The following is a 15,599-nucleotide window of genomic DNA, read 5'->3' as shown; positions in this document are numbered from 1 at the left end:
CTAGGACAGGCTCTCGAGGCGTTCGAGCAGGTAGCGCTCGACCTGGTCGAGGGCTACGCGCTCCTGCTTCATCGAGTCGCGGTCGCGGATGGTCACGGCCTGGTCTTCGAGGGTGTCGAAATCGACGGTGACGCAGTACGGCGTGCCGATCTCGTCGGCGCGGCGGTAGCGGCGGCCGATCGCGCCGGCGTCGTCGAAGTCGACGTTCCAGCGCTTGCGCAGGCGGGCCGCGAGCTCCTTCGCCTTCGGCGAGAGCTTCTCGTTGCGGCTCAACGGAAGCACGGCGGCCTTGACGGGGGCCAGGCGCGGGTCGAAACGCAGGACGGTGCGCTTGTCGACCCCGCCCTTGGTGTTCGGCGCCTCGTCGACGTCGTAGGCCTCCAGCAGGAACGCCAGCACCGAGCGGGTCAGGCCCGCCGCGGGCTCGATGACGTACGGCGTCCAGCGCTCGCCCTTGGCCTGGTCGAAATACGACAGGTCGGCGCCCGAGTGGGCGGCGTGCGTGGACAGGTCGAAGTCGGTGCGGTTGGCGACGCCCTCGAGCTCGCCGAACTCGGCGCCGCCGAACTGGAAGCGGTACTCGATGTCGACGGTGCGCTTCGAGTAGTGGCTGAGCTTGTCCTTGGGGTGCTCGTAGCGGCGCAGGTTCGACTCCGACAGGCCCAGGTCGATGTACCAGTTCCAGCGCTGCTGGAGCCAGTACTCGTGCCATTCCTCATCGGTGCCCGGCTCGACGAAGAACTCCATCTCCATCTGCTCGAACTCGCGGGTGCGGAAGATGAAGTTGCCGGGCGTGATCTCGTTGCGGAACGACTTGCCGGTCTGCGCGATGCCGAACGGCGGCTTCTTGCGCGCCGCGGTCATCACGTTGGTGAAGTTCACGAAGATGCCCTGCGCGGTCTCGGGGCGCAGGTAGTGCTCGTTCTCGCTCTCCTCGGTCGCGCCGAGGTAGGTCTTCATCAGGCCGTTGAACATGCGCGGCTCGGTGAAGGACCCGCGCGCGCCGCAGTTGGGGCAGGCGAGAGCGCTCAGGCCGCCCTCGGGCTCGCGGCCGTCGTGCTTCTCCTGGTAGGCCTCGATGAGGTGGTCGGCACGGAAGCGCTTGTGGCAGGACTGGCACTCGGTGAGCGGGTCGACGAACTCCTTGAGGTGGCCGCTGGCCTCCCACACCTGGGGGTTGAGCACGACGGCCGAGTCGAGGCCGACGACGTCGTCCCGCTGGCGCACCATCGCGTTCCACCACTCGCGGCGGATGTTCTCCTTGAGCTCCACGCCGAGCGGCCCGTAGTCCCAAGCAGAGCGGGTACCTCCGTAGATCTCCGAACTGGGGAAGACGAAGCCACGGCGCTTGCACAGGCTGATGAGTGCGTCGGTGCGGTCTTGGGACACGATGTTTCCTCTCGATCCGGCTGGCGGTCGGTGAGACTGCGGATACGTTCTCAGAACAGATGCTGTTCATTGGGAGTCCACGGCTCGCAAGCTTCGCCGTGAATGCTCGATGGCCTGGTCAATCCGGTCGTGACGGGCTGGAGCCGTCTCGGAGAATTCATGGCTTCGCAAGCGTCGCCAAGTGGGCCACCGCTGAGCAAGCCTACCTCGCAGCGGCCGGCGCTCTACCGGCTCCCCTGGCGCAGATCGGCCACGTGCTTCTCGAATCCCTGGCGTGCCTCGGCGAACTCCGGGGCGTCCAGCCACGACATGGCCTCCTCCCCCACGCTGATCGCGCCGGGTACGTCGTCGAGCTCCGCCAGCAGCCACATCGTCTGGTGCGCGGTCATCCTCGCCCGATCCAGCAGCAGCGGCCCGTCCCGGAACACCGCCAGCGCGCGGCGCTGGAGGTCGAGAACCGGTTCGGCCTCCTCGCGCCGCAGCCCGGACTCCCCGGCCTGGCTCGCCAGGAACTGGAAGGTGAGCTGCGCGTGCTGGCGGTAGGTCTCGCCGAGCTCGAAACGGCAGGTCTCCTTGAGCGGCTCGGGCGCGTCCGGATCGGCCCGGACGGCCTGGAGGCGGGCGGCGAGCTGGGCCATCGTCTGGAGGCCTTCGCCGAAGGCGGCATCGCCCGCGACGGTGCGCAGCAGCCACACGCGGGCGCGGCTGACGCGGGTCCAGGAGGTGAGGTCGCCCAGCTCCTCGGCGGCGGCCGCGGCGCGGGTGTAGACCTCCAGGGCGTGGTCGTGCTCGCCGAGCTTCTCGAGCAGCTCGGCGGTGAGGAACAGGGTGTCGGCGTAGAGGCGGGCGGTGTGGTCGTCCTCGGCGGCCTCCATGAGCGCGAGCGCGGCCAGACCGTGCTCGACGCCTTGGCGGGTGTCGTCGAGCCGGTCGTAGGACTCGGCGAGGTTGAACCGCACGTTGCACACTCGCCACACCTCGGTGTCGGGCAGGTCGGCGAGGGCGGCCTCGAGGACGGGCACGGCTTCGGCGCGGCGGTCCTGCTCCACGAGGGCGACGCCCATGAGATGGCGGGCAATGGCGGCGGGGATGGCCATGCCGGCGGCGTCGCAGTGGACCGAGGCCTGGAGGGCGTGGTCGTAGGTGCCGGGGTGGTCGCCCATGCGCATGGAGAACTCGGCGGCCTGGAGGTGGAGCTTGGCGGCGACGGACCGGCTCGGTTCGGCGCCGAGCGCGGCGATGCCCTGCTGCGTGGCCTCCATGGCGGCCTTGAAGTCGCCGGTGAGGGCGAGCTGGTCGGCGAGGTCGGCGCTGGAGCGGGCGACGGCCCAGTCGGCGCCCGCGGCGTGCGCGATCGCGAGTCCCGCGCGCAGCAGCTCGGTCTGGGTCTCGGCGTCGGGGGCCAGGCGGGCGCGCAGGTCGGCGAGGTCGCATCGGCGGACGAGGGCGTAGCGCCTGTCGGGGAAGGCGGCGAGCTCGTCGTCCAGGGCGCCCACGCGGTCGGCGAGGTCGGCGGGGACGGCGGTCGCGTCGGGGCCGGCGGCGATGTATTCGGCCCGCAGGCAGAGCACCTGGCTGGTGTGGAAGCTGCGGTCGTCGATCAGCTGCTCGGCGCGGAGCGCGTGGGCGGTCTCGACGATCCGGACGGCGCCGGCGCGGGCCGAGTCGGGGTCGGCGTCGGCCTGCTGGAGGAGCGCGAAGGCGTCGGCGACGAGCGCTCGCCCGGGCTGCCCGGCGAGTCCGAACAGTTCGGAGGCGCGGGCGAGGTGCGCGATGATCTGCTCGGTGTCGTCGGACTCGGCCGACTGGGCGTGGGCGATCTCGGCGCGGTGCTCGGCGATGAGTTCGATGCCGAGCGAGTCGGCGATGGCGCCGACGCGCAACCAGGCCTTCCAGGTGTCGGGCGAACAGTCGTCGTACGCGGCGTAGGCGGCGTCGATGGCCTGGTCGAGGTCCGCGCCCTCGGGGTGTTCGACCTCGATGAGCGAGACGGGCTCCTTCTTGTGGAGCTCCTTGAGTCCGAGGTGGACCGTCTCGGGGTAGGGGGTCGAGTCGATGACGCACGTCGACATGGCCGAGTGGTGGTGGTTGCCGTTGCGGGCGTCGAACCGGGCGACGATGGCGGCGCGTTCGGCGTCGGCCCATTCGCCGAGGTCGGCGGCGGTCCATTCGCGCCCGCCGGGCCCGGGCATGGGGTTGTCGCCGAAGCCGAGGGCGTCGAGGCGGCGGCAGGTGAGGACGGTGACCTCGAGCAGGCGCTGGCGGTCGGCGATGCCGAGTTCGAGGTCGAAGAATCGGGCGTGGTCGGCGAGGATCTCCACGGCGCGGGCCTCGTTGCCGGTGCGGGCGCAGAACTCGACGTGGAGGGCGATCATGCGGACCATGTCCTCTTTGCCCTTGCACATCATGTAGCCGCGCAGGTGGTTGGCGCGGGCCTGGTCGCGCTTGCCGAGCTCGATGAGCGGGATGAGCGACAGCGCGAGCGCGTAGTGGGGCTCGTGGGCGCAGGTGTGCTCGCCGGCGAGGACCGGTTCGAGCATCTCGAGGCAGGCGTCGGCGCTGTCCTCTTCGGCGTAGAAGACGATGGTGGCCAGGGAGGTGTACTGGCAGGCGGCGCAGTCGGACATGTCGTCCTCCTCGGCCTCGCCGAGGGCCTCGATGGCGCTGGCGACGCGGTCGTAGTCGCCGATGTGGAAGGCCAGCTGCATGTCGTAGGCGCAGGGGGCGTGCATGGAGTACCCGGCCTCGGCGTAGCGGCGGCGCATCTCGCCGAGCCAGTGCTCGATGGACTCCAGGGGCACGTCGGGCTGCTCGATCATCTTGTCGACGACCCACTTGAACGTCCAGTACAGCGAGCGGGTCAGGTACGCGTCGAAGTGCTCGGGCTGGGAGTCGAAGTTGCGCAGCAGCCGCGCGAAGGGCACGAGGTTGCGGGTGGAGTCCCGGGAGAACTCGTAGGCGTCGATGAGGCCGTTGAGCGCGTAGTTGATCAACTCGGGATCGCCGATGGCGTCGGCGGCCTCCACGGCCCGCTCCAGCGCCGCGACCTTCGTCTCGCTCGCCTCTTCGAAGCGGGCCTCGTTGAGCAGTCGCCAGATCGCGTCGGGGTCAGGAGTCGACATGGGGGTCTTCCTAGTTCCTAGTGAGATGTTCGAGCAGGTTCATGAAGGACCGGTTCAGCAGCGCGGTGTCGTTCGCGCGCAGCGGACGGTGGCTCATGAGGAGCGCCTGCCCGTACAGGGACTCGACCGCGGTGCCGGCCAGCTCGGGATCGGCGATGGCGCTGAGGCGGCGCACGGTCGGGTTGCGGTGGTTGAGCACGAGTTGGGCGCGGGCGGTGCTCTGCTTGAGGGAGGCGAGGATGCCGCCCCACAGGTCGTCGGCTTCGGCTTCGGCCTCGGCCCGCTGGCGTTCGCGCCGTGCCTGGCGGTCGTCGAGCAGGAGGGCGGGGACCGAGACGGGGTTGAACTCGCGGACGACCACGTCGACGTCGACGGCGTCGAGGCGGGAGCGGGCGGCGGCCAGGAAGGACTGGAGCGCCAGTTCGGCTTCGACGGGGAGGGTATCGAGGTTCGCGGAGATGACGTCGGGTTGGAGGGCCTCCACTTTGATCGACGGGTCGAGGCGCGGCAGCGCCTCGACGAGCTCGGTGTCGTAGGTGTAGCCGCCGTTGACCACGCCGATGCCCTGCGCGGCGGCGATCTGGGCGACCTGCCGGTACTCGTCGACGGTCGGCGCGAGGTAGACCGGCTGGTGGGCGCGGGCGAAGTCGATGAGGTTGGCGGCGCCGTCGGTGGTCTCGAAGCGCAGCCACGGCAGCATCGCCTCGAGCAGGTCTCGGTCGTGGCGGGCGAGGGCCTTGACGCCCAGTTCGTGGACGGACAGGAACGCCTCGAGCCGGGACGGGTCGGTGGAGGCGAGGCGGGCGAGCCAGTCGCGGATCTGGCCTCCGATGGCGTCGCGGGCGACGGCGAGGGCCTCGTCGTCGTAGAGCGATTCGCGGCTCGCGGTCGGGCGCAGGGCGTCGGTGTCGACGGCGCAGCGGACGAAGAACGCCCATTCGGGGACGAGGTTGTCGGCGGTGTCGGTCAAGAGCATCCGCTTGAGGTGGACGCGGTGGGCCGGGCGCGCCGAGGGCGAGGTGGCGTGCGGGAGGACGAACGCGGCGCCCTTGATGCCGGCCAGGGGCACGTCGAGGTCGATGACGTCGAGCGGGGCGAATCCGAGGGCCTGTTCGCAGTAGGCGTTGAGCGCGAGGCGGCGGGCGGTGGGGGTGGGCCAGTCCCGTTCCCACAGGGGCGGCGTGTCGGTGACGGTGACGGGCGCCGCGCCACCTTCGACGGTGATGTCGACCGGCAGGAGCGAGCCGTATTCGCGGGCGAGCTCGGCGACCTTGTGCGGGGCGAGCCAGTCTTCGCCTGGGCGGGCGAGCAGCTCGACGACGGTGCCCGCCTCGGGCCTGTCGGCCGGCGGCAGCTCCGTGACGGTGTAGGAGCCGTCGTCGCGGGCCGACCAGCGTACGGCGGCAGCGTCGGGCTCCCTGGCCGAACGGGAGGTGACGGTGATGACGGAGGCGACGGTGAAGCAGGCGAGCAGGCCGATGCCGAACTGGCCCAGGAAGTCGCGGCGGGCGCCTTCGATCGCTTCGTCGCGTTTGGAGGATCCGCCGATGGTCGCCAGGAGCTTGTGGACTTCGGCGACCGTGAGGCCCACACCGGGATCGGCGATGGTCAGGCGCCGGCCGTCGGTGACGATGCGGACGACGCCGGGGCTGCCCGGCTCGAAGGCGCGGCGCGCGGTGATGGCGTCGACGGCGTTCTGGAGCAGCTCGCGGACGTAGACCTTCGGAGAGGAGTAGAGGTGGTGGGACAGCAGGTCCACCAGGCCGCGCAGGTCCACTTGGAACGTGTGGGAGGTGGGCGTTATGTCAGACACGGTGCGTCCTGCTCGCTCGAAGGTCTGTCGGCGTGAGCCAGACTAGCAAACGCGCGCACCGCGGAACCGTTGTCGATATCCGGTAGTCCGACCGCCACCGGCACCCCTGCCGCCAGGGGGAAATGACGACCTTCCCACCGCGCGGTGTCCGGCTGCGCGCGCTTCGAGGCCGACGGCGCGCGCGTCCTCACCGAGCGGCTCGGGGGGACGCCTCCTTACCCGCCGGAGTGGTCCCAGCCGCACACGGTGGTGTCGACGGTCTCGCCTTGCGCGATCTCGATCTCGAGTTCCACGGTCGATCCGTCACCGAGTTCGACCGGTACGTAGGTGCCGCTCATCTCGTCGCGGACGTCCTGGACTTCCGCGTCGTCGGCCGCCCAGTCCTCCCACTCCTCGACGTAGTCCTGGACGGGCCGTTCCTGGAGGTCGGTGCACAGGTGCTCGTAGGCCTCGTCCCAGCGCTCGGCGGAGACGTCGGCCATGAAGTCCTCGGCGGTGGTCTCGATCTTGTCCATGAGGGACTCGGTGAGGGTCACCAGTGACACGATGAGGGCGACCACGACGGCTCCGACGATGGCGACGCCGCCGACGATGCCGAGCGTCAGCGCGGTCGCGAACCGGCTGCCGTTGCGCTCGGTCGGGGGCGCCGCGAACGGGACCGGCGTGCCTTCGAGCGCCGAGGACCGCTCGGGCTGCGAAGGCCCGGGCTCATCGGAGCTCGTGGCCGGCGGCAGGGCGAGGGTCTCGTCGGTCTCCGCCGGCTCGGGCGCCTCCTGCGCTGGCTCGGGGGCGGCCGCGGGCCGTTCCGGCTCGGCGGCCGATTCCCCGGGGGCCGACATGGCCGGTCCCCGGTGCGGCGGGGCTCCGGCCTCGGGTGCGGTCTGGGGCGGTGCCTCCGGCTCGGCCTCGGGCTCGTGGCGGTCGCTCATCGCGCGGCCTCCTGTCGGGCCGCGTCCGCGTCGTCCGAGCGGTCCGAGCCTGACCGGGTCGGTTCGCCGCCGGGCGCGCATTCGGCGAGGACCTCGAAGCCCGAGGCCTCCGGCAGCGCCCGCGACAGCAGCGGGGTGGACATCTTCACCTGGTAGTTCGACAGGGCCCGACGGTAGGCGCCGACGCCGATCCACTCGGTGAACAGCAGCCAGGTCGCGTCCTCGTCCACCGCGCGGGCGAGGCCGCCGCGGACATAACCGTCACACGAGGCGAGGGCCGCCAACGCGGCCTCGGCGTCTCGCGCGAAGTCTTCCGTTTCGCTTTCGGTGACGGCGAAACGATACAGAACCAGCATCGTCCTAAGCCTACTTTGAGCATTCTTCGCACAGGCCGTGGAGTTCGAGCGTGTGTCCGACGTCGGTGAATCCGTGCTCGGAGGCCACCTTGTTGGCCCAGCGCTCCACGGTGGGACCGGCGACCTCGACGGTCCTGCCGCAGCCGCGGCACACCAGGTGGTGGTGGTGCTCCTCGGCGGCGCACAGCCGGTAGAGGTGGTCGCCGCCGGGCAGGCGCATGACGTCGACGACTCCGGCGTCGGCGAAGGCCTGGAGGGTGCGGTAGACGGTGGTCAGCCCGATCGTGGACCCGCCGTCGCGCAGGATGGCGTGGAGGTCCTGCGCGCTGCGGAACGCGTCGTCGGCTTCGAGCAGTTCGAGGATCGCGGTCCGCTGCTTGGTGGACCGAGCCATGTTCTCTGCCGGCGGCTTGGCTGCCACTTAGCGTTCCTCCCGTGCGTGGTTGACGGCGTCGGTGACGATGTGCGCGATGTGGTCGTCGATGAGACTGTACGAGATCTCCCGTCCCGACCGGGCCCCGCGGACGATACCCGCCCCTCGCAATACGCGCAAATGCTGCGAGACCAGCGGCTGGGTGACGCCGAGGGTCTCGACGATCTGGTGGACGAACTTCGGTCCCTCCGCCAGCTCCATCACGATGGCGATCCGCAGCGGCGCGGCCAGCGCCCGCAGCAGCTCCCCCGCCGACTCGTAGTCGGCGGGCGTGGACTCGGCAAGCTCCGCTTCAGTGCGCACCTTGCAAAAATATCGCGTCCGGCCCGCGGAAACGGGTCCAGGTGTCGCCTGTCCCACGTCGTCGTTCACGGTCTCGCCGGGAGTTCGACTTCGAGCGGCTCCCCTTCGGGCGGCAGATGGCGGCGCCAGGTGCGTTTGACGCGGCGCACGAGCGCCGCGGCGGTGGCGGTGGCGACGAAGCAGGCGACGCCGATGAGCACGATCGTGGCCCCTGGCGGGACGTCCTGGACGGCCGAGACGACGACGCCGGCCGCCGCGATGACCAGGCCCGCGGCCATGCCGCCGTACATGGTGGCGCGGAAGGACCGCGTGAACTGCTGAACGGTGACGACGGGGATGACCAGCAGGGCGCTGACCAGGAGCAGGCCGACCGCGCGCATCGAGACCGAGACGACGACGGCGGTGGTCATGAGCAGCAGGAGGTTGAGTCCGGCGACGGGGAGCCCGGCGACGCGGGCGTACTGCTCGTCGGCGGCGATGGCCGACATCCAGGGCCGCAGCACGAGCATGAGCGCGGCGACGACGAGGCCGCCGCCGGCGATCGTCCAGACCTCGTCCCATCCGGCGGTGAGCAGCGATCCGAACAGGTACTGCTGGAGGTTGGCGACGCCCGTGTCGGCGGCGATGCCGGTGAGGTAGACGCCCCCGGCGATGCCGCCGTAGAACATCATGGCGAGCGCGACGTCGCCCGAGGTCTTGGAGTGGCTGCGCAGCAGTTCCATGACGATCGAGGCGGCGACGGTGGTGGCCAGGGTCGTCAACATGGGCGAGGTGGCGGTGAGGAAACCGACGGCGACGCCGGTGAGGGCGATGTGGCCGAGGCCGTCGCCGATGAGCGCGAGGCGCTTCTGGACGAGGAAGACGCCGACGGCCGGGGCGCACAGCCCGACGACGAGCGCGCTGATGAGGGCGCGCTGCATGAACTCGTATTCGAGGATCGAAAGGTCAAGGCTCATGTCACGCCTCTGTGTTCGCGGTCGGAACGGCTCGTGGTCATCTGCCGCCCCAGAAGTCGTCGGGGATGTCGCCGTTGGCGTGCGGGTGCGCGTGCTGGTGGCGAGGGTCGGCGTGTTCGCCGACCGGGCGCGGCGGCGCGCCGTCGTGGACGACGCGCCCGTCGGCGAGGACCACGGCGCGGTCGAGCCGGTCGGTGAGCGGGCCGAGCTCGTGGGTGACCAGGAGGACCGCGCAGCCCTCGTCGATGCGGTCGGAGACGACCTTGGCGAGCGCGGCCTGCGTCTCGGCGTCGACGCCGACGGTGGGCTCGTCCATGATGAGGACCTCGGGGTCGGTGGCGAGGGCGCGGGCGATGAGGACGCGCTGCTGCTGGCCGCCGGAGAGGGTGTCGACCGAGCAGTGCGTGTGGTCGACGAGACCGACTTCGGCGAGGCTCCGGATCACGGCGTCGCGGTCGCCTCGGCGCGGAGGGAGGCCGATGAGCCGGTGGTTGAGTCGTCCCTGGGCGACGACTTCGGCCGCGGTGGCGGGGACGCCGGAGGCCGCGCCGGTGCGCTGGGGCACGTAGCCGACCCGCTTCCAGGCGCGGAAGCGGCGCTGGGGCGTGCCGAACAGCTCGATGCGGCCCGCGGCGAGCGGTTCGAGCCCGACGATGGCCTTGACGAGCGTGGACTTGCCGGAACCGTTGGCGCCCATGAGGGCCACGGCCTCGCCGGCTTCGACGGCCAGGTCGACGCCGCGGACGACGGCGCGACCGCCGTAGGAGACGGTCGCGTCGTGGGTTGCTATGACGGGCATTCGTTCATTGTCGCTCAAGCCGCTCCGAGCGCTCCCTGCAACATGGCGAGGTTGTCGCGCATGATGCTGAAGTAGTCGGCGTCGTCGCCGTCGGCGTCCGTCAGACCCTCGATGGGGTTGAGGACGGCGGTCTGGGCGCCGGTCTCGGCGGCGATGGTGTCGGCGATGTCGGAGGACACGAGCGTCTCGAAGAAGATCGTGGTGACGCCGTGCTCTTCGACGAACTCGGCGATCTCGGCCATGCGCTGGGAGGAGGCCTCCTGGTCGGGGCTGAGGCCCGAGATGGCGACCTGGTGGAGGCCGTAGCGGTCGGCGAGGTAGCCGAAGGCGGCGTGCGAGGTGACGATGTCGTCGGAGGTGCGGTTCGCCAGGCCGTCGGCGAACTCCTGGTCGAGGGCCTCGAGTTCGGCGGTGAAGGCCTCGGCTCCGGCGGTGTAGTCGTCGGCGCCGGCGTCGTCGATCCCGGTCAGGCCTTCGGCGATCGCCTCGCCGATGGCGGCGTAGCGGATCGGGTCGAGCCAGAGGTGCGGGTCGTTGCCTTCGAGCTCGCCGTCGTGGTCGTGGTCTTCCTCGTCGGCGTGGTCGTCCGCGGTGGGCTCCTCGGCGTGGTCGTGCTCGGAGTGGTCGTCCGCGGTGGGCTCCTCGGCGTGGTCCTCTTCGGCGTGGTCGTCCTCGAGCGACTCGGTGTCGTCGTAGCCGAGGAGGTCGACGGCGGAACTCACCTCGAGGGCCTTGTCGGAGGCGTACTCGTCGATGGCGGCGTCGAGCTCGGGAATGAAGCCCTCGAGGTAGACGACGTACTCGGCCTCCTCGATGGCGGCGATGTCGCTGGGCGCGAGTTCGAGGTCGTGGGGCTCTTGGCCGGCGGGCGTCATGTTGGTGACGTTGACGCGGTCGCCGCCGACCTGCTCGGTCGCGAAGGCGAGGGGATAGAAGGCCGCGATGACATCGATCGAATCATCGGCGGCGGCGGAGTCGTCCCCGCCGCAGGCGGCGAGAGCGGTCGCCGCGAGCAGCCCGGCGACGGGCACAGTGAACATGGTTCGACGCATGAGAGAAGCCTGCCCCGTGATGACAATCATTGTCAACAGCTAATATATGCCCGGTCCGGGCCGTGAACGCCACGTGAGCTGCGGGAACGTTACTGGTATTCATTATCGGGCGAGGCGATCTCAGTGATCGACTCCACCTCGATGTACGGGATGAGCTCCCCGTTGATCTCGTCGAGGCCCTGCTCGGGCGAGTAGACGCCGACGACCTCCACCCACTGGTCCGGCTCCAGATCGCCCGGGACCTCGCCGTCGAAGCCGATCTTGACCGGTCGGGCGTCGGCCGCGCAGCAGGAGACGACCATGCGCGCCAGCTGCGGCTCGTCGCCGTCGTAGAGGATGAAGCCGCTCAACTGGATGCGGTGGCCTTCGAGCGTCCGGCCCTCGTCGAAGACGGCGCGGGCGGCGTAGTCGAGCAGGGTGAGCGGCACCGGGTCGACGTCGTCGGGCAGCTCGGGATAGGTCGAGCGGTGCTCCTCGGAGCCGACGGCGGTGCCGCTGCGTTCGGCGTCGTAGGAGCCGAGCGCGCCCGGCGCCACCAGGAGCATGCCGACGACCGGCAGCAGGAGCAGCCAGGCGACCTTCGGCTCGCCGTGGCCGTGTCCATGTACGCCTCCGCGGGCGTCGACGTGACCGTGCTCATGTACGTCTCCGCGGGCGTCGACGTGACCGTGCCCGACCGCAGTGCGGTCCTTCCAGACCGCGCGCACCGTCACCGCCGCGACGGCGAGCAGGACGATCCCGGCCGGCACGATCAGCCAGAACGCGTAGGGCTTGACATAGGCGAGGTAGTCGCCGGTGGCCGCCAGTCGGATCAGGCCGCCGCCGATGAGGATCAGGACCACCGCCTGCACGTCGCGCCTCACAGCCACACCATCCCCATCACGGCACTCGCGCCCAGCGCGACGGCCAGCGCGGCCGGGGCGAACCGGGCGGTGAAGCGGCGGCCGAACGTGGCGGTGTGCATGGCCATGAGCTTCACGTCGACGAACGGGCCGACGACCATGAACGCGAGCTTCGCCGTCGGCGAGAACTGGGTGAGGGACGCGGCGACGAACGCGTCCGCCTCCGAGCACATCGACACCAGCACCGCCAGTGCCGCGAGGGCGAGGAAGCCGAGGACGGGGTGCTCGGCCAGCGGCGTCAGCCAGGCCTCGGGGACGAGGGTGTTCAGCGTCGCGGCGATCGCGGCGCCGATGACGAGGTAGCCGCCGGCATGGAAGAAGTCGTGGCGGATGGAGGACCAGAACGCGGCCCATTTGCCGCCGTCGTGGTGGCGGTGCGCGGGCATGCGCAGCCATTCGGTCTTGCCGAGCTTGGCCCACAGCCAGCCGATGGCGATGGCGGCGCCGAGGGAGGCGGTGAGCCTGGCCCAGACCATCTCGGGCTGGCCGGGGAAGGCGACGAAGGTGGAGATGACGACGATCGGGTTGATCGCCGGAGAGGCGAGCATGAACGTGAAGGCGGCGGCCGGGGCGACGCCGCGCCGCACGAGCGCCCCGGCGACCGGCACTGACGCGCATTCGCAGCCGGGCAGGACGGCCCCGGAGACGCCGGCGACCGGGACGGCGAAGGCGGTGCGGCGGGGCAGGACGCGGTGGAAGAACCCAGCGGGGACGAACGCGGCGATCGCCGAGGAGAGGACGAGCCCGAGCGTGAGGAAGGGGATCGCCTGGACCATGACGGCGACGAAGCGCGCCACCCACGCCTGAGCCGCCGGCTCGCCGAACAGCTGGACGAGCCCGGGGCGAGCGGTGAGGCCGAAGACGAGGAGCAGCGCGAGGGCCTCAATGGACGTCAGCCCGCGGCGGCCCTGTCGCCGCGCGGCCCGCTCGGTGGTGTCGTCGTGTTCGGCGACGTCTTGGCTCACGCCACCATTCTGCGGCATCGGGACCCGGTTCGCGGCGACGACCTCGCCGGATAGGACGCGCCGGGGCTTATTACCCTGGATCGGTGCAGCCTTCTCCCACCCTCACCCCGAGCCACAGACGCCTACCCGAGCTGTGCAGGGATCTGCTGGCCTACAGGCGGTTCCAGTTGCTGTCGATGTCGGTGATCGTCCTCAACGGCACGGTGCTGGGAGCGATGACGTTCCCCGGCGCGGTGCGGACGATCGGCGAGGCGCTGGTCTGGACCGATCACCTGTGCCTGGCGTTCTTCACCTTCGAGGTGGCGGTGGGCCTGGCGTCGTTCGGCACCAGGCCGTGGCGGTACTTCGGCAAGGGCTGGAACGTCTTCGACTTCGCGATCGTGGTGGGGTCGTTCATGCCGGGGCTGCGGGAGAACGTGACGATCCTGCGTCTGCTGCGCCTGGCGCGGGTGCTCAGGATCGTCAGGTCGATGCCGAGTCTCCAGATCATCCTGGTGGCGATGGGCAAGGCGATCCCCAAGTCGGCGGGCGTGTTCGCGCTGACGGGCGTGGTCATGTACCTGTGGGCGATGATCGGGTGGATCGCCTTCCAGCACGACGACCCCGAGCGCTTCGCGACCGTTGGGACGGCGCTGCTGGTGCTGTTCCAGATGATCACCTTCGACGATCTCGGTGGGACCATCCGGGACGCGATGGACCAGAACCTCTGGACGCTGCCGTACTTCGTGGTCTACATCCTGTTCGCGGCGTTCCTGCTGATGAACGTCCTCATCGGTGTCGTGCTCGCGTCGATGGAGGAGGCGCAGCGGATGGACGACGAGGACGGCGAGGTCTCGGCGGACACGGCGCTGGTGCTGGAGCGCCTCGACAAGATTCAGGCCACTGTGGATCAGATGGTGGTGGACCGGACCGAGGCCAAGGAGTTCACGCCGTTCCGCTGACCGGATTCGGCTCGGCCGCACCGAACCTCCGGTCCCGGCGGGCGTAGATCTCGCAGGCCTGCCACAGGTTGCGGCGATCGAAGTCGGGCCACAGCACGTCCATGTAGACCATCTCGGCGTAGGCCGACTGCCACGGCAGGAAGTTCGAGGTGCGCTGCTCTCCCGAGGGGCGCAGAAACAGGTCCACATCGGGCAGGTCGGGGTTGTACAGGTAGCGCTCGAAGGTCTTCTCGGTGATGCGTTCGGGGTTGACCTTCCCGGCCTTGACGTCCCGGGCCAGCGCCGCGGCGGCGTCGGCGATCTCGGCCCGCCCGCCGTAGTTCACGCAGAACTGGAGCGTGATCTTGTCGTTGTGCTTCGACATCTCCTCGGCGACCTGAAGCTCGTTGATGACGCTCTTCCACAGCCTCGGGCGGCGTCCGGCCCAGCGGATGCGCACGCCCATCGCGTGCAGTTCGTCGCGGCGGCGGTGGATCACGTCGCGGTTGAAGCCCATGAGCCAGCGGACCTCGTCGGGACTGCGCCGCCAGTTCTCGGTGGAGAAGGCGTAGGCCGAGAGGGTCTGAATGCCGATCTCGATCGCGCCCTCGATCGTGTCGAACAGCGAGGACTCACCCATCCGGTGGCCTTCGGTGCGTTTGAGGCCGCGCTCCTTGGCCCACCGGCCGTTGCCGTCCATGACGAGTGCGACGTGCCCTGGGATCAGCTCGCGCGGCAGCTCCGGCGGGGTCGCGCCCGAGGGGTGCGGCTTCGGCGGCTCATAGGTGCGGCTCACGGGTCCTCCATCATCTCCGGCGGGACTCGATCCTAAAGGAGCGTCAGTGCGGGACGTACTTCAGCGTTCTGAGGGGCCGCTCGGAGTGCCACTGGAAATGGGCGGCGATGAGTCCGGCGGCCTCGGCGCGCTCGCGGCCGTCGGCCGCCACCGCGTGCTTCCAGTCCCCCGCCTCGAGCGCCCGCATCAGCTCCATCGACGCCGGCGCCGGAACCGCGGCGCCGCCGGGTCGGCAGTCGCGGCAGACCGCGCCGCCCGCGGCGACCGCGAACGCCCGGTGGTCGCCGTCCTTGCCGCAGCTGGCGCATTCCCTCAGCGACGGCGCCCAGCCGGCGGTCTTCATGCCGCGCAGCAGGTACGAGTGCATGACGAGCAGCGCCGGGAGCTCGGTCTCGGCGAGCGCCCGGAAGGCCCCGAGGGTGAGCTGGAAGACCTCCAGGTCGGGCTGGTGGTCCTCGGGGACGAGCCGCTCGGCGGCCTCGGCGATGACGCACGCGGCCGTGTACGAGGGCCAGTCGGCGCTGATCGCGCCGCCGCAGAGGTGCATGCCGACGGCCTGGGTGACGGTGTGGAGCTCGCCGCGGCCTTCGATGAGCTGGAGATCGACGTGGCCGAACGGGGCGAGCCGGGCCCCGAACTTCGAGGAGGTGCGGCGCAGGCCCTTGGCGACGGCGCGGAAACGGCCGTGGCCTCGGCCCAGCAGCGAGATGATCGAATCGGCCTCACCGAGTTTGTAGGTACGCAGCACCACCGCGTCGTCGCGAAAGAGCTTCCTGGTACCGACCCCCACGCCGCAAGCCTAGCCGGGGCCTGCGACGCTCCGAGCGGAGCCGGGGGCGATGAAAAGGGATTGAGGCCCAGGCA

15 protein-coding genes are annotated in these 15,599 nt (G+C 70.4%); 1 reads left to right on the top strand and 14 read right to left on the bottom strand.

Going from position 1 to position 15,599, the window contains the following annotated elements; all coding sequences use genetic code 11:
- From ACYVK3_RS04630 to ACYVK3_RS04575, 12 genes are all read right to left on the bottom strand, one after another.
- The gene (locus ACYVK3_RS04630; RefSeq protein ID WP_460496095.1) at positions 1–1,389 is read right to left on the bottom strand and encodes a glycine--tRNA ligase; all 1,389 of its coding nucleotides are present in this window, start codon (positions 1,387–1,389) and stop codon (positions 1–3) included.
- A gap of 224 nt (positions 1,390–1,613) precedes the next feature.
- Complete coding sequence (locus ACYVK3_RS04625; RefSeq protein WP_460496094.1) at positions 1,614–4,511, bottom strand: tetratricopeptide repeat protein; 2,898 nt, start codon at positions 4,509–4,511, stop codon at positions 1,614–1,616.
- Positions 4,512–4,521: 10 nt separating this feature from the next.
- Positions 4,522–6,324 carry an HSP90 family protein gene (locus ACYVK3_RS04620; protein WP_460496093.1) on the bottom strand — a complete coding sequence of 601 codons (1,803 nt, stop codon included), beginning with the start codon at positions 6,322–6,324 and terminating at the stop codon, positions 4,522–4,524.
- Positions 6,325–6,539: 215 nt separating this feature from the next.
- The gene (locus ACYVK3_RS04615; RefSeq protein WP_460496092.1) at positions 6,540–7,253 is read right to left on the bottom strand and encodes a hypothetical protein; all 714 of its coding nucleotides are present in this window, start codon (positions 7,251–7,253) and stop codon (positions 6,540–6,542) included.
- Entirely contained in the window at positions 7,250–7,609 is a 360-nt protein-coding gene (locus ACYVK3_RS04610; RefSeq protein WP_460496091.1) for an antibiotic biosynthesis monooxygenase, read from the bottom strand. The genes ACYVK3_RS04615 and ACYVK3_RS04610 overlap by 4 nt, the downstream gene beginning before the upstream one ends.
- Before the next feature lie 10 nt (positions 7,610–7,619).
- Positions 7,620–8,003: a Fur family transcriptional regulator gene (locus tag ACYVK3_RS04605; RefSeq protein ID WP_460496270.1), complete on the bottom strand. Its 384-nt coding sequence runs from the start codon at positions 8,001–8,003 to the stop codon at positions 7,620–7,622.
- A 27-nt stretch (positions 8,004–8,030) separates the two neighbouring features.
- Positions 8,031–8,345, bottom strand: coding sequence for an ArsR/SmtB family transcription factor (locus tag ACYVK3_RS04600; RefSeq protein ID WP_460496090.1), 315 nt, complete (start codon positions 8,343–8,345; stop codon positions 8,031–8,033).
- A 65-nt stretch (positions 8,346–8,410) separates the two neighbouring features.
- On the bottom strand, positions 8,411–9,301 hold the full coding sequence (locus ACYVK3_RS04595; RefSeq protein ID WP_460496088.1) for a metal ABC transporter permease: 891 nt from the start codon (positions 9,299–9,301) through the stop codon (positions 8,411–8,413).
- Between the two features lie 37 nt (positions 9,302–9,338).
- Complete coding sequence (locus tag ACYVK3_RS04590) at positions 9,339–10,100, bottom strand: metal ABC transporter ATP-binding protein (protein ID WP_460496087.1); 762 nt, start codon at positions 10,098–10,100, stop codon at positions 9,339–9,341.
- 14 nt (positions 10,101–10,114) lie between these two features.
- Positions 10,115–11,152: a metal ABC transporter solute-binding protein, Zn/Mn family gene (locus ACYVK3_RS04585; protein WP_460496086.1), complete on the bottom strand. Its 1,038-nt coding sequence runs from the start codon at positions 11,150–11,152 to the stop codon at positions 10,115–10,117.
- Between the two features lie 89 nt (positions 11,153–11,241).
- Entirely contained in the window at positions 11,242–12,015 is a 774-nt protein-coding gene (locus ACYVK3_RS04580; RefSeq protein WP_460496085.1) for a TIGR03943 family putative permease subunit, read from the bottom strand.
- Positions 12,012–13,037: a permease gene (locus ACYVK3_RS04575; protein ID WP_460496084.1), complete on the bottom strand. Its 1,026-nt coding sequence runs from the start codon at positions 13,035–13,037 to the stop codon at positions 12,012–12,014. Before ACYVK3_RS04575 ends, ACYVK3_RS04580 begins: the two co-directional genes overlap by 4 nt.
- Positions 13,038–13,102: 65 nt before the next feature.
- On the opposite strand from ACYVK3_RS04575, the gene ACYVK3_RS04570 reads away from it, so the two are divergent.
- Entirely contained in the window at positions 13,103–13,960 is an 858-nt protein-coding gene (locus ACYVK3_RS04570; RefSeq protein ID WP_460496083.1) for an ion transporter, read from the top strand.
- On the opposite strand, the gene ACYVK3_RS04565 is transcribed toward ACYVK3_RS04570, so the two are convergent.
- Together ACYVK3_RS04565 and recO are read right to left on the bottom strand one after the other, a co-directional pair.
- Positions 13,944–14,735, bottom strand: coding sequence for an undecaprenyl diphosphate synthase family protein (locus tag ACYVK3_RS04565; RefSeq protein ID WP_460496082.1), 792 nt, complete (start codon positions 14,733–14,735; stop codon positions 13,944–13,946). The two genes, ACYVK3_RS04570 and ACYVK3_RS04565, sit on opposite strands and share 17 nt — an antisense overlap.
- A gap of 43 nt (positions 14,736–14,778) precedes the next feature.
- Entirely contained in the window at positions 14,779–15,525 is a 747-nt protein-coding gene (gene recO, locus ACYVK3_RS04560; RefSeq protein WP_460496081.1) for a DNA repair protein RecO, read from the bottom strand.
- Positions 15,526–15,599 lie beyond the last annotated feature (74 nt).

Source organism: Glycomyces tarimensis, assembly GCF_054776215.1.
The sequence above is the reverse complement of the archived record's forward strand: the minus strand, read 5'-3'. Positions and strand labels throughout refer to the sequence as shown.